The following is a 19646-nucleotide window of genomic DNA, read 5'->3' as shown; positions in this document are numbered from 1 at the left end:
AGCTGCCCAGCCAGTCGGATATAACGACTAGCGGACAACTCTATGTTTATGAAACTTATTTACGTTCTTTTTTCACCGTAGAAACTTGCACAATCTTGCCGTCCTTCGCCTCATCTACGACAGCACTGCCTGTCGACTGACGGGTTGTGTTCTTCAACGACATCGGATCGATTTCTATATTGTGATTCCGTGTCGTCAACAAAACCATTTCCTCATCGTCTTTCACCGTCTTCATCGCAATCACTCGATGTGGATTAGACTTCAATTCTTTTACAACCGTTACGCCTCTAAGTGCTCTAGAACTAACTTCAAACTCAGAAATATTCATTCGCTTCACTGATCCACGCTGTGTAGCAATAAAGATATTCCGCGTTTGTGGTGTAATGACTTCAAACGCCACGAGTGCGTCGTCGGCTTTCAGATTGATTCCTTTAACGCCGCCGGTACGGATGCCGGTAATGGCGAGTTCTGACAGCGCGAATCGTAGGGCATAGGCTTGTTTACTTACTAATAATACGTCTTCTTCGCCTGTGACAATCCGTGCACCGACTAGTCGATCGTCTTTTTTAACGTTCATTGCTTTGAATGAACGGTTAAAACGCTGTACTTGGTAATCGATCAATTTGGATATTTTTACGTTTCCATTGGAAGACGCAGTTAAAATGCTGCTTGTTTCGTCGAATTTCTCTAGCCCAATGACGTCTACTAGCTCTTCGCCTGGCTCGAGTCCCGCGATACTCGATATATGCTGTCCTAAATCACGCCAGCGTATCTCAGGAAGCTCGTGGACCGGTTGGTAGATGTAGTTACCGAATGACGTGAACAACAGCAAGTGATGCTGTGTATTCATCGCAGATTCGAATAGAGTATAGTCGGACTCCTTCATTTCTTGGCCTTTGCCAGCAGACGCGGAGTATGAACGCATGCTTGTGCGCTTGACATAACCACTTTTTGTGACGGATACCATGACTTCTTCGCTCGGAATCAAGATATCAAGATCTACTTTTAGCTCTTCGATTTTTTCTTCAATTACGGAACGACGTGGTTCAGCAAACTGCTTGCGGATCGCTTTGATTTCCTTTACCAACACGAATTTAAGCTTCGCTTCGCTTGCAAGAATCGCTTCTAATTCTTCAATTAAATTGCGCAATTCTTCTTCTTCACGCTTTAATTCCGTAATATCCGTATTCGTCAGTCGATAAAGTTGCAATGAAACGATGGCTTCTGCTTGAACTTCCGTGAATTCATACGCATTGATCAAGTTCATTTTTGCATCTTTTTTATCTTTTGACGCGCGAATGGTCTTAATGACTTCATCGAGAATGGATAAAGCTTTCATTAAGCCGTCTACGATATGTAATCGATCTTTAGCTTTACGAATATCAAAAGTAGAACGTCGTGTAATGACGTCTTTTTGGTGATCGATATACGCGTCAAGAAGCATTGGAAGAGACATTAGCATCGGACGTCTGCCTGCAATGGCGATCATATTGAAGTTGTATGTGATCTGTAGATCGGTATGCTTCAACAAGTATTGCATGATCGCAGTGCCGTCCATTTCTTTCTTCAACTCGACAACAATACGCATTCCGGTACGGTCGGATTCATCACGAATTTCCGCGATGCCATCCAATCGACGATCATGGCGCAGTTCATCCATTTTCTTGACCAAATTCGCTTTATTGACGTCATACGGAATTTCCGTAATGACGATTTGAGATTTACCGGCTTTTAATTGCTCGATTTCCCATAATGCACGAATGATAAAACGGCCTTTTCCTGTCTTATAGGCTGTGCGGATTCCGTCTGTTCCTTGGATAATCGCGCCTGTCGGGAAGTCTGGTCCCGGAATAACGGTCATCAGCTCATCTACGCTGACATCCGGCTTCTTTAAGCGCATCAAGACCGCATCGATGACTTCATGCAATGCGTGAGGTGGAATATCGGTTGCATATCCTGCGGAAATACCTGTACTGCCGTTGACCAATAAGTTCGGAAAACGTCCCGGTAAGACGGTAGGCTCGAGTTCCGTGTCATCGAAGTTAAACGCAAAATCGACCGTTTCTTTGCGAATATCGCGCAGCATTTCACTCGCAATAGCGGATAAACGTGCTTCGGTATAACGCATTGCAGCCGCGGAGTCACCGTCGACCGAACCGTTATTTCCTTGCATGTCCACCATTTCATGACGCAGTTTCCATGACTGACTCATCCGGACCATCGCGTCATAAACGGATGTATCACCGTGTGGATGATAGTTACCGATGACGTTACCGACCGTTTTCGCGGACTTACGGAACGCTTTTTCATGTGTATTGCCTTCGTGGAACATCGCATACAAAATACGACGTTGCACTGGCTTTAATCCGTCCCGTGCATCTGGAATCGCACGGTCCTGGATAATGTATTTACTATAACGCCCAAAACGATCACCAATTACTTCTTCCAAGGGCAGATCTTGAAACGTTTCTGACTGTGTCATTCCGTATCCCCCTCAACATGTATAAATGCATTGTCTAAAATATTATGTTCTTCAATCAAGCCGAAATCAACGTTTTCTTCGATCCATTTACGACGTGGCTCCACTTTATCACCCATCAATGTGGTCACGCGACGCTCGGATTTTGCTCCGTCTTCAATCGTTACTCGAATCAATGTCCGTGTTGACGGATCCATTGTCGTTTCCCATAATTGATCGGCGTTCATCTCACCAAGACCTTTGTAGCGCTGAAGCATATAGCCTTTACCGACTTTTTCGATAGCCCCTGCAAGATCGTCATCTGTCCACGCATAAGCAAGCTTTTCACTTTTACCGGTCCCTTTAAATACTTTGAATAAAGGTGGCAGTGCGATATACACTTTACCCGCTTCAATTAACGGTTTCATATAGCGATAGAAGAACGTCAATAGCAACACTTGAATGTGTGCACCATCGGTATCGGCATCGGTCATAATAATGACTTTATCGTACGCAGCATCTTCAATTTGGAAATCCGCACCGACTCCACCACCAACTGCATGGATGATCGTGTTAATTTCTTCATTTTTCATGATATCTTCAAGTTTCGCTTTTTCTGTATTGATGACTTTACCACGCAACGGCAAAATCGCTTGGAACGTACGATCACGTCCTTGTTTTGCCGAACCGCCCGCTGAGTCACCTTCCACGAGATATAATTCATTCTTTGCTGCGTTACGTGATTGCGCCGGAGATAATTTACCCGACAACAACGTATCGGATTTTTTCCGCTTCTTGCCTGAACGCGCATCTTCACGCGCTTTTCGTGCAGCCTCACGTGCTTGATGTGCACGGATCGCTTTACGGACAAGATTTGCGCTCAGTTCCGCATTTTCTTCAAGGAAATACAGCATTTTTTGCGAAATGACGGCATCTGTCACCGTTCGTGCTTCGCTTGTACCAAGTTTTCCTTTCGTTTGACCTTCAAACTGCAAGATTTCTTCTGGAATACGGACGGAAACAATGGCTGCAATCCCTTCGCGAATATCGGAGCCATCGAGATTCTTATCTTTTTCTTTCAATAAGCCAGCTTTACGTGCGTATTCATTGACGACACGTGTCATCGCGGCTTTCGCACCGGTTTCATGTGTTCCACCGTCTTTCGTCCGGACGTTGTTGACGAATGAAAGAATCGTCTCGGCATAGCCATCGCTGAACTGGAACGCAAACTCGACTTCAATGCCGTCGACTTCGCCTTCTAGATACGCTACTTCATGCAACACTTCTTTTTCTTCATTCAAATACGTAACGAACGCTTCAATACCCGATTCGTAATGGAAAACATCTTGTTTATCCGTACTTTCTTCTTTTAGCGTAATCTTTAAACCTTTCAATAGAAAAGCGGACTCACGCAATCTTTCTGCCAGTGTGTCATATTGATATTTAATCGTAGAGAAGATCGTCGTATCCGGTTTGAAATGAATCGTCGTGCCGGTTTCTTTCGTTTTACCGATTTCTTCAAGCGTCGTGACCGGTTTTCCTCCATTTTCAAAGCGCTGAAGGAATTTCTTGCCTTCACGATAGATCGTCACTTCTAGCCACTCGGATAACGCATTGACAACGGATGCCCCTACGCCGTGCAATCCACCACTCGTTTTATAGCCGCCTTGACCGAACTTTCCGCCCGCGTGCAAAACGGTCATGATGACTTCAGCAGTTGGCTTGCCCGACTCGTGGTTACCCGTTGGCATACCGCGCCCGTAATCTCGCACACTCACACTGCCGTCTTTATGGATCGTGACATCAATTTCATTACCGAAGCCAGCTAGCGCCTCATCCACTGAGTTATCGACGATTTCGTAGACTAAGTGGTGAAGTCCTCTCGTATCAGTCGAACCGATATACATTCCGGGTCTTTTTCGTACTGCTTCTAAGCCCTCTAAAATTTGAATGGAACTATCATCATACGTATTTTGTATTTTCTGTTTCGTCAAAATGAAACCCCCGTCAAACAAATGTTCTGTTATTTTAATCATACATCTTCTGATAAACCTTGTCAAATCAACGTTTTGTTTCAGCTCAACCTATTGTATAGAAGAAATGTACGGAATGCAACGAGCAAACCGTGACAACGTTCTGAACGATTTAAACGGAAATTCCGCTTTTCGTCTATTCTTCATCTTCCTCTAGAATTCTATTATTGTCCAGAACTTATGCATCTGCTACACTTATACTAAAATATTTTATCATGCATAAAGGGGTTCACTATGGAAAATTACTTGATCATTCTGGCAGCCTATTTGCTCGGTTCGATCCCTTCCGCACTATGGATCGGCAAGCTTTTTTATGGAACTGACGTTAGACAGCATGGCAGTGGAAACATGGGGGCAACAAATACATTTCGCGTGCTCGGGAAAAAAGCCGGCATCGTCGTGACATTACTAGATATTCTCAAAGGAACAGCAGCCGTCCTCTTGCCGCTAGTACCATTTTTCCACGACACAGCGATTCATCCATTACTTCTTGGAATTGTTGCAGTGCTCGGCCACATCTTCCCTATTTTCGCAGGACTTCGAGGCGGAAAAGCAGTTGCCACTTCAGGTGGTGTATTACTTGGCTATAATTGGCCTATATTTTTATTGGTCGTCATTACGTTTTTGATTGCGTTAAAACTAACGAAGATGGTATCGTTAACATCCATCATCGTATCCGTATTGGGACCGATTTACTGTCTCATTTATTATTTTATGGGCGGCGACCTGTATTTATTTTTAGTCGTCTCACTGATGGGCTTCTTCATTTTTTACCGTCACCGCGATAATATGAGTCGAATTAAAAACGGAACTGAACCGAAAGTGAAATGGCTATAGGTACTCTACTGGAAAGGATGTTTACAGCATGAAAATTCACCTGTCCGAACAAGCAATACAGTGGTTTGAAGAAGAAATGGATGTTTCTTCAGGCGATTATATAAAGTTTTACGCACGTTATGGTGGCTCTAGTAAGTTACACGAAGGTTTCTCCATGGGGCTTACGAAAGAAGATCCTGACGAATTAGCGTTCGAAAACGTCATAAATGGTGTTCATTATTATGTAGAAGAACGCGATGTTTGGTTCTTTGATGGGCATGATTTGTATATCGATATGGACTCATCAACTGACGAAATAGCCTTTGACTATCACGTAGCATAATTAAAATGGTAAGCATAACTCTTATAATGAGTTATGCTTACCATTTTTTAATCGTGTTAATTGGTGTAATTGCCCTTCTTGCTTCAAAATATCCACTTGCCGCTCTCCTAGAAGGTCGAAATGTGGATATTCTTCGCGTGCATGGATCCATTCAGGCTGCAATCCGTATTGTTTTCCCCACTTTATGAGCTTTTCGACATCACTGCAACCTGCTTTTGTGACTGTATTGACGGTTGGGAAACGGTCATCTAGCCAGTAATGTGTCAAAAATGCTATTTCTCCACACTTTACCGCATGCTTCCACTCTCTTAATTGCTGTCGATCAATTCCGAACGCCATTAGCCTTCCACTCGCTGAATCTTCGTGTACATAGCGTCCCACTCCGGATGAATTTTACGCATTGATACTGGGCGGAAGCTGTCTTTTTTTACTACTACGTGCTCGGAAACGGCTGTTGCAGCAATCGATCCGTCGGCGTGTAGGATTTCATAACCGTAAACCGTACGGAGCTTGCCGTGCGACTCCACCCATGTTTTGACTGTAATGGTCTCGCCGTATGTAATGGACGTCTTGTACTTCACGGACAGCTCCGTCACGGGCGATAGGTAGCCTTCGCGCTCTAGCTGTGCGTATTCGTATCCCAAGTCTTTGATCAACGTGGTACGGCCAATCTCCATCCAAACTAAGTAGTTGGCATGGTAGACGACGCCCATTTGATCGGTTTCTGCGTAGCGTACTTCGATTTCTTTTTCACTGGCAAACATGTGATCACCTCATGGTCTAGTATAGCGAACGGGAAAGTGGATTGCTTGTGATAGACATTGTGATATGTGGAGAAATTAGTTAGTGACTGACTTAGTTATACTCTTTAGCTATGTGAAGTTTAGATAAAATGAGACGCGTGATGTGTGGTAGGCTATGAGCGGTTGCGGGGTCTCTATGATCGCTTGTCGTGTGTCTATGAGCGACTAGGGGTCTTGATAGAGCGATTAACGGTCGTCATAGAGCACTTACGCGTTTCTATGAGCACTCGACCGAATCTATGAGCGGCAACCGCGATTGCCCTCACTAAGCCGATGAAAACGCAAAAAAAGATGCCCGGCTAAGCCGGGCATCTTCATCTATTTCTTATTACTTTGCTGCTAATTTATTACGTAGAACCATTTGAAGGATTCCGCCGTGACGGTAGTAGTCCACTTCAACTTCAGAGTCGAAACGTGCTAGTACTTCAAATTCAGTTTCCTTGCCGTCTGGAGCTTTCGCTACTACTTTAAGGATTGAACGTGGTTTTACGCCTTCAGCGATATTAACACAGATTTCTTCTTCACCAGTTAAGCCTAGAGACTCAACGTTTTCACCATTGATGAATTGAAGTGGAAGTACACCCATCATCACTAGGTTAGAACGGTGAATACGTTCGAAGCTTTCTACGATAACTGTTTTGATACCAAGCAAGTTTGTACCTTTTGCTGCCCAGTCACGTGAAGAACCCATTCCGTAGTCTTTACCACCAAGGATAGCTAGACCCGTACCGTCTTCTTGATACTTCATAGCTGCATCATAGATCGGCATAACTTCTTTGTTTGGCCAGTACGTAGTGAATCCACCTTCAGTGCCAGCTGCGATTTGGTTACGAATACGAATGTTCGCAAACGTTCCGCGCATCATGACTTCGTGGTTACCACGACGTGAACCGTACGAGTTGAAGTTACGTGGCTCAACGCCATTTTCACGCAAGTAGATTCCAGCAGGTGTGTTCAAACCGATAGCGCCAGCAGGTGAAATGTGGTCAGTCGTGATAGAATCACCGAACTTACCGATTACACGCAAGCCTTTAAGCTGCTCGATGTCCGCAGGTTCTTTCGAAAGGTTTTCGAAGAACGGTGGGTTTTGAATATATGTTGAAGACTCATCGAAATCGTATAGAGAATCGTCAGTTGTTTCAATTGCGTTCCATGCTTCGTTTTCAGTGAATACGCGAGCATATTCTTTACGGAACAATTCAGGTGTAACTGTAGCGTTCAATACATCGTTGACTTCTTGTGTAGTAGGCCAGATGTCCTTGAAGAATACGTCTTTACCGTCTTTATCCGTTCCGATTGGATCTTTTGCGAAGTCAATGTTCACTGTTCCAGCTAGTGCGTATGCCACAACTAGTGGAGGTGAAGCCAAGTAGTTCGCTTTAACGAATGGGTGTACGCGTCCTTCAAAGTTACGGTTACCTGAAAGGACAGATGTAACTAGAAGATCTTCGTCGCCAATTGTTTTTTCGATCTCTGGAAGCAATGGGCCTGAGTTACCGATACATGTAGTACATCCGTAACCTACTGTGTTGAATCCGATTTGATCCATGTAATCAGATAGACCTGATTCGTTCAAGTAGCCAGTAACAACTTTTGAACCTGGCGCCAATGAAGTTTTAACGTATGCAGGAGGTGTAAGTCCTTTTTCAACAGCCTTCTTCGCAACCAATCCAGCCGCTAACATTACGTAAGGGTTAGATGTGTTTGTACAAGAAGTGATAGCTGCGATTGCAACGTCACCCGTTTTAAGCTCAACTTTACGTCCGTCTTCGAACTTAATTGTGCCTTTTTTCTCAAGCTCTTTTGGTGTTAAGCCAAAGCCTTGTGTTCCTTCTGGAGCTACAACTGCGTCTTTGAAAGACTGTTGCATTTCAGTCAATGGAATCAAGTCTTGTGGACGTTTTGGACCTGAAAGGTTTGCAGCGATATCGCTAAGGTTGATTTCTACAACTTTAGTGAATGTCGGCTCTTCCTTTTCAGGAGTGAAGAACATATCGTTTTCGATCAAGTATTGCTTCACTACTGCAATGTGTTCTTCGTCGCGGCCTGTTAAGCGCATATAGTTAAGTGACTCTTCGTCAACCGGGAAGAATCCACAAGTAGCCCCATATTCAGGCGCCATGTTTGCGATTGTCGCACGGTCAGCAAGTGGCAATTTAGAAACGCCAGGGCCGAAGAACTCAACAAATTTACCTACAACACCTTGTGCACGAAGGATTTGAGTTACTTTAAGCGCTAAGTCAGTTGCAGTTGTTCCGTCTGGAAGATCTCCAACCAATTTTACACCGATAACTTCTGGAATTGGGAAGTATGAAGGTTGTCCAAGCATTCCTGCTTCAGCTTCGATACCACCAACACCCCATCCAAGTACGCCGATACCGTTGATCATTGTTGTGTGGGAGTCCGTTCCAACTAATGTATCTGGGTATGTTTCGAATGATCCATCTTCGTTTTCAACAGCGTGAACAACGTTTGCAAGATATTCAAGGTTTACTTGGTGAACGATACCTGTAGCAGGTGGTACTGCACGGTAGTTATCATATGCTTTTTGTGCCCAGCTTAGGAACTGGTAACGCTCAGCATTACGTTCGAATTCAAGTTCCATATTCATTTGTAGAGCTTGTGGCGTACCATAGCTATCTACTTGTACCGAGTGGTCAATTACTAGATCCACTGGAATTTCAGGGTTGATCTCGTTTGGATCTCCACCTAATTCATTCATTGCAGAACGCAATGAAGCCAAGTCTACTACAACAGGAACTCCTGTGAAGTCTTGTAGAATTACGCGTGAAGGTTTGAATGGAACTTCAGCGTCTGCGTTTTGTACAGTGCCCCATTTAGCTAAATCTTCAACATGGTCGTCCTTGATTACGTATCCGTCGTGTTGACGAAGTACTGATTCTAGTAATACTCTTACAGAATAAGGAAGTTTAGATACTTTTGTTAGTCCTGCTTCTTCTAAAGCTTTCAAACGGTAGTAGTTATACGTCTTGTCGTTTACTGTGAAAGACTGACGGCTATTATGCAAGTTGCTTTTTGCCATTTTTTGTTTCCTCCCTTTATGTACTGAAAGATGAAAAGTTTACATCTTTCCTCTACTCCATCTTAGTATACCAAAGAACAATAGTAAAATACATATAATTTATCTGTACACATAAGAAAATCTTATGACTAATCAAAATATCCTTAAGAATTCTCAATTAGCTAATATGATTCTCAAATAGCCCTCTATTTTTCGATAAAAACAACATAAATTACATTTACTTCCTATATAAAATGTTAGAATAGTTTTTATTTATTTATAACTTTGTAGAAAATAATGATCGTTACGGTGTCTTTACATATGTTTAGACATCAAGCCGCCACTATGACAAAATGAAGAAAAGGAGTGGATTTGTATGAATAAAGCTTTGCTAGTAGTAGATTACACAGTCGATTTCGTTGCAGAAGATGGTGCACTCACTTGCGGTGATCCAGGCATCGCGCTTGAAGAGTATATTGTCGATGTCACAAAAGAGTATGTCGAACAGAAGCTTCCGGTATTCGTCATCAATGACCTGCATGAAGTGGATGATCCTTATCATCCTGAAGGTGCACTATTCCCTCCTCATAATATCCGAGGTACGGAAGGCCGCCACTTGTATGGTAAATTACATGATCTGTATACGAAGCATTCAGACGATATCATCTGGATGGACAAAACACGTTACAGCGCATTTGCTGGAACGAACCTCGATATCCAATTGCGTTCACGCGGAATAACCGAAATTCATCTCATGGGTGTCTGCACGGATATTTGCATTCTACATACCGCTGTCGATGCGTACAACCTCGGTTACACGATAGTTGTTCATGAAGGAGGCGTCGCAAGTTTTAATCCAGCAGGTCACGAATGGGCGCTTTCGCACTTCCAAAACACACTAGGCGCAACGGTTATCGCCAAGTAAACTGATCATGAGTTCAGCAGGTAATTTCACCTGTCTGAACTTTTTTTATCGAAAAATGTTTGATGTATGAAAAAGTCGGTAATACAAAGACTAAGCGAGAGCTACATAACGTCACATACTAAAAAAGGAGATGAGCAACATGAGCTTTTTATGGTTCTTAATTATCGGAGGTATCATTGGTTGGTTAGCTGGACTTATTGTAGGTAGAGATATTCCCGGCGGTATTATTGGTAACATCATTGCAGGTATTGTAGGTGCATGGATTGGTGGTGCACTATTAGGAGAATGGGGTCCACAGATCTCTAGTTTCTATTTCTTACCCGCTTTAATCGGTGCGATTGTACTTGTATTCATCGTAAGCTTGATTATGAAGAGTATGCGCAAAGCATCATAATTTACACATCAAACGTGGAGTCACCTTTTGGGTGGGCTTCACGTTTTTTTGTTTTAGCAGAGGGATTGGGAGATGTGAAGGTGACGTTGATCGACTTTGCGTCGTGGATGAATCGCTTGGATCGTTATAACGCTCTAGGCGATCATAGATTCACTTGAGCGCTCTTAGAATCCCATAACCGCTCTATGTCACGCGATTTTCGCTCTATCCTCCCCGCTAACCGCTCTATCTGGCTACGCGAGTGCTCTATCAGCTTCTTTAACCGCTCATAGACCCACTCATTCCATCAACAAACTAAAAAACGCAGAGCCACCGAAGTTCGGTTGTTGGCTCTGCGTTTTATTTTTTCGCTTGTTTTTCTGATGCTTGGCGTTGCTCCTCAAACTCATGGTAGTACCATAAGACATCTTCTACATACTGATCACTGCGGTTATAGTTGAACACTGCTTTTTCTATATTGCCGTCAGCCGCCCCGCTATCCGACAGATAATGCGCTGCGCTGAAGATGGCGTCTTCTATGTCGAATGGATCGGCTATTCCGTCACCGTTCGCATCGACGCCATAGCCACCGTACTCCTTGATTACTGCTGGATCGATCTTGTCCCGTTCAGGTATATCTCCCTTGCCTAACTCCTTACAGCCGGGATAGTCCCAGCCGACGAAGGTGCATGGCATGAACTGCATCGGCCCTTCTGCCCCAACCGGTGAGACGTCGGTTTTCATCGTGGAAAACCTGGTCTCTATACGGTGATGCGCCGCAAGCAACGTCCAAGGAATGCTGTATTTTTCAGCCGCCGCGATATAGATTGGAATAAATTCCTGTGGGACAGCTTCTCCCGTTTTGCGGTCTTGAATATGAAATAATGCCGTAGCCGTTTCTGCAATCGTGTCGTGTTTTCCGAAATTCACCCAAAGAATGGCAGAAATCGTAAAGAGTGTGACAGCAACAGGAACTAATAAAACCAAAAAAGCGACCATAACGCGTCCCGATCGACTAAGCCTCTTCTTCTTTAATTTCTTCATTGCCTCACCCCTTCCGTTCATCACTTGCCTTCTTTGATGAGTGCTTTAATGTCTTTTACGATTGTATCATATTGTACGTCTTCGTTCCCACCATATAATTTTACCACTTCATTGTTTTGATTGACCAATCCAAATGAAACGCCATGGAGTACTTGATCATCGTTCGGAATTTGCTTTACTAATTGCTTAAACGATGAAGCTGCAAATTTTTCAATCGTTTTCATATCGTATCCTGTCAGCATTTGCCATTTACTTTCATCTGGCGCGCTGAACAGGTCGAGATACTTTCCGAGTTCTTCCGGTGTATCTACGTCTGGATCTACACTGAATGACACAATGTTGTAATCCTCGATCTTATTGTCAATTAATTTTTCCTGTAACGTGACCATATTGCTCATCATAGGTGGGCAAACAGTTGTACACTTCGTGAAGACGAATTGTGCCAGCCATACGGAGCCTTCCAAATCTTTATCGGTTACTGTTTCATTGTTCTGATTGGTAAACTCAAACGAATCCACCTTGTATTTATGATCTGGTTTAAATCCGCCACCACAGGCACTCAACATCAGCACAAAGATCAATGTAACCGGTATTAAAAACTTTTTATACATATTCGATTCCCCCACCTTTAACTAATGACTTTATCATAACGAAAGTTCACAAGTCATACAAGGTGAAGGTGTCTTCCATTTTGGCTAAACCATGGCAGATTCATGAAGTTCCTATGAAGTTATCGGTTTTTGATATCTGAGAGAACGCCATGGATCGCTTCCAGTTTGACTTCCAATCGATGTAGCAGATAGAACGATACGAAAATCGGGAATCCGACATCTTGTATAAGCTGTAACCAGTTCTCCATTGTCCACTCCTCCTTTCATTCAATAAAAAAGCCGGCTTCCAGTACGAGACTGAAAACCGGCAGCGTGTTATCGATTCACGAGCATTTCTGTATCGCGCGCTATGATACGCGCACTTTTGATTTTGGCGAGCGGGGATTCTTCAATGACGAAGATGTTGTTTGCGATCACTTGTTGCATAACGGCTTCCACTTGTGCCTCCGTAATACCCGTGTACGGTTCGTCTACCGTTAACTTTACCGGTTTATTCGCCGCGGTTAAGAATGTCAATTCCAATACTTTTGCCATGTGCGTTCTCCTCCTTTACGGTTTTATTTATGAAGATCTTCTGTTACAACTTTCTCAAGCTGAATTAATGGATAGCTAGATAATGATGCAAGTTGTGTCAAAGCGGTGTACATATTCGCCGGTGTTGCGTCGTCGTTGATGAATTTGTACGTTTTAATCTTGCGAATGAAGTGACCTCTCTCGTTTACGCCTGCGTTAAAGTGAACCTTTGCCGTAGCCTGGCTGAATTCTAGTCCTGCTGCCATGTCTATCACCTCCTTTCATCCGCTATATAGAGACAAATGACGAAAAGGATACGTTAGTAGTGAAATATTTCTCAATTGCTTTTATAATGGAAGATAGAATGGAAGAGGTGAAAAAACCGTGCCAGACCTATTTATGTGGTTTATTATATTTTGGGGTATTGTGATGATCGGCTTATTCGCTATCGGCGGATTCTTCATGTTCCGGAAGTTCCTGAAAGTATTGCCGAAAGAAGACGGAAAATCGACGTTGGATTGGGAAGAGCATTATGTCAACGAGTCGTTGCATTTATGGAATGATGAAGCGAAGAGTATGCTCAACGAACTGGTTACGCCTGTGCCGGAGTTGTTCCGTGATGTGGCGAAGCAGAAGATCGGTGCCAAGATCGGCGAGATTGCGTTAGAAGACCGTGCCAAAACTATTGAATTTGATCATATTATCAAGGGCTATATTCTGGCTACACCGAAGCGCGACCATAATTTCTTGCGCAAGAAGCTCAAGCAGATGGAAATTGATATTCAGCCTTATGAGCACTTATTTACGTGACTATGCAAAAACAGGACGTCCCTATTGATGGGGCGTCCTGTTTTTTGTCTAGAAATGAAAATAGTAAGGCTTGCATTCATTTTGGGAAGGGGATTTCCGTTCCGAGCGGACGCTTTCCTGCGGGCATGGCTTGAGCCACCTCGTCCACTGCGCTACCTGTGGGGTCTCAAGACTCATGCTATTCCCGCGGGAGTCGCCGCTCGGAACGAAAATCCCGGCAATGTAAGGAATATGTACGTATTGTTGCTCATTAAAGTTATGATAGTAAATACTTCTAAACACGATCGGCCCTTGAACTGAAAAACAAGTTCAAAGGTCATACCTATTCACTTACTATCGCCAATGGGGGTGATCTGTATCCACCCACTATAAACGTAAGGTTTGCAATGGAAGATTCAGGTGACTACCAAATGCTCAGCCCAACTGGTTGGCTCACTGTGAGTCCTCTAAGAAAGCGTCCCCTCCGTAGCGCCAATCCCCTCCCCAAAACTACCGCCAGCCTCCCCCTTCATTTCCATGCACAAAAAAGAAGCCGTCACAAGGACGACTTCTTCATTACCATACTCTTCTCAAGCATCTTATACTTCACCAGCATCCCGATCCGCCATGGCAGAATCATCGAGAACGCTAGGATGAAGAACATGCCGCCGAGCTCGCCGACGTCGATCGAGTTACTCAGCACAATTTTACCTACCATGCGAATCACCAGCAAGCTGAGCAGAATAATCAAAAACGCCTTCGACTTCTTCAAATAAATTCCGTCATGCTTGAGCTCGAACTTCGTCGTATAAATCAAGAACGTGGAAAATATCACGCCAACCAAACTCGCTTCGACTACTTGCGTCCACGGCACCTGGAACTCGTCGAACAAGAACATGAACATTCCCGTCGACATGAACAGTGGCGGTAAAATAATCTTCTTCGCCTGAATCGGCTTATTCGACGCCTTCGCCCGCATCGTGTAGACGAATGTCGTCATCACGAGAAAGACGACCGTTGAACCGATAATCAAATAGATTGAAGGAATAGTGGTAAAAACATAATCTATCATTTCTTGTATCTTATTCATCTACGTTCCCCCACTGCACTAGCTCATCGAGGCGTCTTTTCAACTCATTCATTGGCACGATTCGTGCGAAACGCGTCAATTCTTTCTGTTCGTTAAATAATAAGACGACCGGCGCAGTAAAGAGTGACAACTGTCCCGCCATTTCTGGAACTTCCGCTGCGTTAACACGATAAAAATCGAAAGGATAGTCGCTTTCGAGTTCCGCCACCTGCGGGTAAAGTCCTTCACAAACGGAACAATTATTGGTCTTCACGAACAATAGAAACTGTGGCGTCTCTTTCCATATATGTTGCCACTCTTCAAAAGAAGTAATTTCTTTCATACTACACCTCTTTTCTGCTTACCAGACTAAATTAAAATCCTTGGAAATCCCCAAATATCGGGCTCAACAAACTTGTGAAATAGACCATTCCGTTGAAGAACAGAATAATACCGAAAATGATCATCAAGTAACCACCGACTTTGGTAATGGTCATACTGTGTTTGCGAATCCAGCCAATTCTTGTGATGAAGAAAGACAAGAAGAAGAAAGGAATAGCAAAGCCGAGTACATACAACATCATATACAACATACTAGATCCTGGATTAGTTGCTGCTAGGTAGATGATAGCGCCGATGATCGGCCCCATACATGGCTGCCATCCAGCTGAAAACGCTAGACCGATCAGCGCGGTACCGAGATAACCCGCAGGACGATTCTTAAATTGCAATTTTTTCTCTTTCATAAGGAATTCCGGTTTGAATAATCCAATCGTCATCAATCCAAAGATAATGATGAAAATCGCACCCAGCTGACGAATCAAATCTTGATATTGTAAGAAGATCGATCCGATAAAGGATGTACTGAATCCTAAGATAATAAATACAATCGAGAATCCGAGTAAAAAGAATAGCGTATGCAGCATACCTGCACGGCTCATTCCCTTTTTCTTATCCCCGAGGTCATCCAGTGACATGCCGGTGATATACGATATAAAGGCCGGGTATAGTGGTAATACGCATGGAGAAATAAAACTCAGGAAACCTGCTCCAAACGCAAAGAAAATATTAACATCCGTCCCCAACAAAATTCCTCCTTTAACAGTAGGACAAGTAGAATGTCGGCAATCGCCAACATTCCCACTCTATCGTACCAAACAAAAGGCTAGATTACGCTTCATTAGATTGTGAAATCTTTTTGACAATCGTGCGTGCTTAATCTTGCGTACCATTCTGCAATTCGTACATCGTGTAATACAATCCCTTTTGCGCAAGTAACTCTGCGTGTGTCCCCCGCTCGACAATTTCGCCGTGGTGGAGCACGAGAATTAATTCGGCATCGGCGATTGTACTTAGACGGTGAGCAATCGCAATCGTCGTACGTCCTTCGCGCATTTTCTCCAGACTCTTTTGGATCGCGACTTCTGTTTCCGTGTCGATGTTCGCTGTCGCTTCATCCAGCACGAGCACTTTCGGATTCATCGCAATCGTCCGCGCAAACGCGATCAATTGACGCTGACCACTTGATAATGTCGAGCCGCGTTCTGTCACTTTTTGTTCATAACCATTCGGCAACTCTCCAATGAAGTGATCGGCTTGAACGAACTCTGCAGCTTCTCGCACGTCTTCATCTGTCAACTCTTCGTTATGCAGGCGAATGTTGCTTGCGATATCACCATAAAACATAAACGGATCTTGCAGGACGAGTCCTACTTTCTTCCGCAGTTCTTCTATTGGATAGTCCTTTAGCGATACTCCATCAATGAAGATGTCGCCGCGCTCGTATTCATAGAAACGCATGAATAGATTGATAATCGAACTCTTTCCACTTCCTGTATGACCGACAAGTGCGACCGTTTCGCCTGCATTCGCGGTAAAGGAAATGTCTTTTAGTACATCATTTTTGCCGTCGTAACTGAACGTTACATTACGGAATTCGATCGTACCTTCTTGAATCTCTTGTGTAGATGCTGCTTTTTGTTTCGGTTCAATTTCCGGATTATCTATCAACGCGAATACTCGTGACGCAGATACAATCGCTTGTTGGAACATCGACAAACGTTGCATCACTTGATTGATCGGCTGGAATAGACGTCTTAGCAACGTAGTAAACGCATAGATAATCCCGACGTCGACGACCGATGTAAGCGAGGCCGTTCCGAAATAACTCAGTACTGCCACGATGGATAAGGCATACATCAAGTCGATAAACGGCCCAAGCATCAAGCTATCGAAACGAATATTTCGCAGTCCGACGCGGTAATGTCCTTCATTGACTTCAATGAACTCGTCAGACAAGCGTTTCTCCTGGCGAAAGGCTTGAATCATGCCCATACCGGATAAGGACTCGGAGATTTTCGCATTCAACTGACTGAGCCGTTCTCGGATATCTTGATAGAAGTCTGCACTGTAATAGCGGTAGACCGATACAAGAATTAGGAATAGCGGCAACAGGATGAGCGTATAGAGCGCGAGTTTTCCGTCTAGCGTAAAGAGCGCAATGTAGACGCCGACAATTCCGAAGATCGCCTGCATGAACGTAACCGCCACACTGACGAACATTTCCTTGATTGATTCGGTATCATTCGTTACACGTGAAACGATTCCGCCAGCTGGTGTCTGATCGAAGTACCGCAGTCCAAGCTTCTGAACTTTCGAGAACGCATCGATACGGATTTGCTGGATGATCGCGAGTGCGAGCTCTTGGAATCGCAATGTTTGGAAATACGACCCGACAATATTGACGAGTTGTAGTCCGATGTAGATCAGTGCAATAATCCATACTTCTTTCGCTGGGAAGTTTAGAGGTACGACATAGTCATCGAGGAATCGTTGGATCACTAAAGGTCCAAGAATCGTCGATGTTACCGTCAACAGCAATAATAGAGTCGCGATCAGTGCACTTTTCTTCATCGGCAAGACGTATTTCGCTAGCCTCATGAATGTTTTGAACTGATCCCTGGCGGACATCTTCTGTTTGTTATTCATCTGCGCCGCCTCCTTGCTCTACGATCGACTCTAGCTGTTGCAGATCGTACATTTCTTTATATATTCCGTTTTGTGCGATTAAACTTTCATGGTCGCCAATTTCAACGACTTCACCTTCATCAAGAACAATAATCTGATGAGCGTGCTGGATCGCACTTAAGCGGTGCGACGTAATGATAGTCGTCTTACCCATTCTTTCTTCTTTCAATGAACGAAGAATCGCTTCTTCTGTCCGAGCATCGACGGCGGATAATGAATCATCCAGCAATAAAAGCTCCGGATCCATAAGCAACGCACGTGCAATCGACACACGCTGACGCTGTCCACCGGATAATGACACGCCACGTTCTCCAACCATCGTCTCGTAGCCTTTTTCAAATGTCAGAATGTCCTCGTGAATATGCGCGGATTTCGCAGCCGCCACAATTTTCTCTGGATCAATCTTCGGGTTCGTAAAGGCAATATTTTCACCGAGTGTCGTCGAGAACAAGAAATGGTCTTGTGGCACATAACCGATTGCTTGGCGTAAACATTCCTTCTTATACCGCGTGATCGGAATGCCACCATACGTAATCGTTCCTGTATACCCTTCGAATTCTCGCATTAATAACTTGAGAATTGCGGTTTTCCCTGAGCCGGTCTTTCCGATAATGCCCAGTGTTTCCCCTTGCTTGATCGTAAAGTGTAAATTGCGCAACGATGCCCGCTTATCATCTGGGAACGAGAACGTATCGAGAGCGAAGACGATATCTCCGTGCGGTAATTGACTCACCGCATTCGGACGATCTTGAATGCCTTGCTCAACCGAAAGCAAATCTTGAATTCGGCTGTACGACGCATTTCCTCGTTCAACGATATTGAACAAGAAACCAATCGCCAACATCGGCCATGTCAGAAGTCCTAAATAGGAAGTGAACGCAACCAAATCACCGATCGACAATTCACCCGACATAATAAAACGTGTCCCGAAATAAAAGGATAGGACGTATGAGATCGCGAAAATTCCGGCAATCGTCGGATCAAACAGCGCATCGACTTTCGCCACACGCATATTTTCCTTGACGACTTGTTCCGAACGTCTCGTGAACGATTCAACATCTTCCTTTTGTTGACCGAACGTCTTTAGCACTTTGATACCTGAAATACTCTCTTGTGCTTTGTCGTTCAAATCGGAAAATGCTTCCTGCGCTACGCGGAAACGACTACGTAATAATCGTCCATAATAACTCGTCAGGATGATCATCACGGGAATTGGTACGAGGGCGATCAACGTTAATTTCCAACTAATTGAAAAGCCCATCATGAGGATGACGAATCCACCTGTCGAAATCGAATCGAAAAGTGTCAGAATCCCTGTACCTGCCGTTTGCTGCACTGCGTTGATGTCATTCGTTGCGTGTGCCATCAAATCCCCTACGCGTCGTCGCTGATAAAATGAAGGCGACATGCGTGTGAAGTGTATAAACAGCCGTTCTCTCATGACGCGCGCGAGATACACAGAGGATCCGAAAATCATCACACGCCATACATAACGCAAGACATACATCAAGACGCCTGCCACAATCAGAATAATCATCCAGCGTGTCAGCATGGCTCCGGTCAGTTCATCTTTCGCCACCGCATCGACAATATAACCGATGATTTTCGGGGGTGCCAATTGCAGTAACGCGACAATCATTAGCGCGGTGATTCCTATGCTGTACTGTTTTTTTCTCTCGGAAAAAAACCAGCGTAAATCCAGTAATACTTTCACTGGCTTTCCTCCTTTGATCTGCATTGCATCGATTGCAGTATTTTTATTGGTGCTTGCTATTTGATTTTAGCAAAGTTCGTATCATATCGAAAGTTACGGAACTTGA

The 19646-nt window shown here is 44.0% G+C and carries 21 protein-coding genes; 6 read left to right on the top strand and 15 right to left on the bottom strand.

The window, feature by feature from the left end:
• Positions 1–55 precede the first annotated feature (55 nt).
• Positions 56–2482 (bottom strand): DNA topoisomerase IV subunit A, encoded by a 2427-nt coding sequence (parC, locus tag CSV76_RS08070; protein WP_099625218.1) that lies wholly within the window; start codon positions 2480–2482, stop codon positions 56–58.
• Positions 2479–4494, bottom strand: coding sequence for a DNA topoisomerase IV subunit B (gene parE, locus CSV76_RS08065; protein ID WP_233204436.1), 2016 nt, complete (start codon positions 4492–4494; stop codon positions 2479–2481). The genes parC and parE overlap by 4 nt, the downstream gene beginning before the upstream one ends.
• A 231-nt stretch (positions 4495–4725) precedes the next feature.
• Between parE and plsY the strand changes: the two genes are divergently transcribed.
• Positions 4726–5328 (top strand): glycerol-3-phosphate 1-O-acyltransferase PlsY, encoded by a 603-nt coding sequence (gene plsY / locus CSV76_RS08060; RefSeq protein WP_099625216.1) that lies wholly within the window; start codon positions 4726–4728, stop codon positions 5326–5328.
• Between the two features lie 28 nt (positions 5329–5356).
• The gene (locus CSV76_RS08055; protein WP_099625215.1) at positions 5357–5650 is read left to right on the top strand and encodes a HesB/YadR/YfhF family protein; all 294 of its coding nucleotides are present in this window, start codon (positions 5357–5359) and stop codon (positions 5648–5650) included.
• Positions 5651–5671: 21 nt separating this feature from the next.
• Here the strand turns inward: CSV76_RS08055 and CSV76_RS08050 are convergent, their stop codons facing one another.
• The 3 genes from CSV76_RS08050 to acnA form a co-directional block, all read right to left on the bottom strand.
• Positions 5672–5989, bottom strand: coding sequence for a hypothetical protein (locus CSV76_RS08050; protein WP_085426190.1), 318 nt, complete (start codon positions 5987–5989; stop codon positions 5672–5674).
• The gene (locus CSV76_RS08045; RefSeq protein WP_099625214.1) at positions 5989–6414 is read right to left on the bottom strand and encodes an acyl-CoA thioesterase; all 426 of its coding nucleotides are present in this window, start codon (positions 6412–6414) and stop codon (positions 5989–5991) included. The genes CSV76_RS08050 and CSV76_RS08045 overlap by 1 nt, the downstream gene beginning before the upstream one ends.
• A 367-nt stretch (positions 6415–6781) precedes the next feature.
• Positions 6782–9496, bottom strand: coding sequence for an aconitate hydratase AcnA (gene acnA / locus CSV76_RS08040; RefSeq protein WP_099625213.1), 2715 nt, complete (start codon positions 9494–9496; stop codon positions 6782–6784).
• 355 nt (positions 9497–9851) lie between these two features.
• Between acnA and CSV76_RS08035 the strand changes: the two genes are divergently transcribed.
• The 3 genes from CSV76_RS08035 (at position 9852) to CSV76_RS17275 (ending at position 10952) form a co-directional block, all read left to right on the top strand.
• Positions 9852–10400, top strand: coding sequence for a cysteine hydrolase family protein (locus CSV76_RS08035; protein ID WP_099625212.1), 549 nt, complete (start codon positions 9852–9854; stop codon positions 10398–10400).
• A 139-nt stretch (positions 10401–10539) separates the two neighbouring features.
• Positions 10540–10794, top strand: a complete 255-nt coding sequence (locus CSV76_RS08030; RefSeq protein WP_085426187.1) for a GlsB/YeaQ/YmgE family stress response membrane protein — start codon at positions 10540–10542, stop codon at positions 10792–10794.
• 14 nt (positions 10795–10808) lie between these two features.
• Complete coding sequence (locus CSV76_RS17275) at positions 10809–10952, top strand: hypothetical protein (RefSeq protein ID WP_158232763.1); 144 nt, start codon at positions 10809–10811, stop codon at positions 10950–10952.
• A gap of 181 nt (positions 10953–11133) precedes the next feature.
• On the opposite strand, the gene CSV76_RS08025 is transcribed toward CSV76_RS17275, so the two are convergent.
• The 5 genes from CSV76_RS08025 to CSV76_RS08005 all read right to left on the bottom strand — a co-directional run bounded on the left by CSV76_RS08025 (position 11134) and on the right by CSV76_RS08005 (position 13207).
• Positions 11134–11817: a lytic transglycosylase domain-containing protein gene (locus CSV76_RS08025; protein WP_085428942.1), complete on the bottom strand. Its 684-nt coding sequence runs from the start codon at positions 11815–11817 to the stop codon at positions 11134–11136.
• Between the two features lie 20 nt (positions 11818–11837).
• Positions 11838–12428 carry an SCO family protein gene (locus CSV76_RS08020; protein ID WP_085426186.1) on the bottom strand — a complete coding sequence of 197 codons (591 nt, stop codon included), beginning with the start codon at positions 12426–12428 and terminating at the stop codon, positions 11838–11840.
• Positions 12429–12547: 119 nt separating this feature from the next.
• The gene (locus CSV76_RS08015; protein ID WP_085426185.1) at positions 12548–12676 is read right to left on the bottom strand and encodes a YvrJ family protein; all 129 of its coding nucleotides are present in this window, start codon (positions 12674–12676) and stop codon (positions 12548–12550) included.
• Between the two features lie 67 nt (positions 12677–12743).
• A complete protein-coding gene (locus CSV76_RS08010; protein WP_085426184.1) occupies positions 12744–12962 on the bottom strand; it encodes a DUF2922 domain-containing protein in 219 nt (72 codons plus the stop codon).
• Positions 12963–12985: 23 nt separating this feature from the next.
• Positions 12986–13207 carry a DUF1659 domain-containing protein gene (locus CSV76_RS08005; RefSeq protein ID WP_085426183.1) on the bottom strand — a complete coding sequence of 74 codons (222 nt, stop codon included), beginning with the start codon at positions 13205–13207 and terminating at the stop codon, positions 12986–12988.
• Positions 13208–13340: 133 nt separating this feature from the next.
• Here CSV76_RS08005 and CSV76_RS08000 point away from each other — a divergent pair, with 133 nt between their 5' ends.
• A complete protein-coding gene (locus tag CSV76_RS08000) occupies positions 13341–13751 on the top strand; it encodes a DUF2621 domain-containing protein (protein WP_085133516.1) in 411 nt (136 codons plus the stop codon).
• A 535-nt stretch (positions 13752–14286) separates the two neighbouring features.
• On the opposite strand, the gene CSV76_RS07990 is transcribed toward CSV76_RS08000, so the two are convergent.
• The 5 genes from CSV76_RS07990 to CSV76_RS07970 all read right to left on the bottom strand — a co-directional run bounded on the left by CSV76_RS07990 (position 14287) and on the right by CSV76_RS07970 (position 19540).
• A complete protein-coding gene (locus tag CSV76_RS07990) occupies positions 14287–14820 on the bottom strand; it encodes a CcdC family protein (protein WP_099625210.1) in 534 nt (177 codons plus the stop codon).
• A complete protein-coding gene (locus CSV76_RS07985) occupies positions 14813–15142 on the bottom strand; it encodes a thioredoxin family protein (RefSeq protein WP_085426181.1) in 330 nt (109 codons plus the stop codon). The genes CSV76_RS07990 and CSV76_RS07985 overlap by 8 nt, the downstream gene beginning before the upstream one ends.
• Positions 15143–15173: 31 nt before the next feature.
• Positions 15174–15884, bottom strand: a complete 711-nt coding sequence (locus CSV76_RS07980; protein ID WP_085426180.1) for a cytochrome c biogenesis CcdA family protein — start codon at positions 15882–15884, stop codon at positions 15174–15176.
• Positions 15885–16014: 130 nt separating this feature from the next.
• Positions 16015–17787, bottom strand: a complete 1773-nt coding sequence (locus tag CSV76_RS07975) for an ABC transporter ATP-binding protein (protein WP_085426179.1) — start codon at positions 17785–17787, stop codon at positions 16015–16017.
• Entirely contained in the window at positions 17780–19540 is a 1761-nt protein-coding gene (locus tag CSV76_RS07970) for an ABC transporter ATP-binding protein (protein ID WP_099625209.1), read from the bottom strand. Before CSV76_RS07970 ends, CSV76_RS07975 begins: the two co-directional genes overlap by 8 nt.
• Between the last annotated feature and the right edge of the window lie 106 nt (positions 19541–19646).

Source organism: Sporosarcina sp. P17b, from assembly GCF_002743115.1.
Taxonomy (GTDB): domain Bacteria; phylum Bacillota; class Bacilli; order Bacillales_A; family Planococcaceae; genus Sporosarcina; species Sporosarcina ureae_C.
The sequence above is the reverse complement of the archived record's forward strand: the minus strand, read 5'-3'. Positions and strand labels throughout refer to the sequence as shown.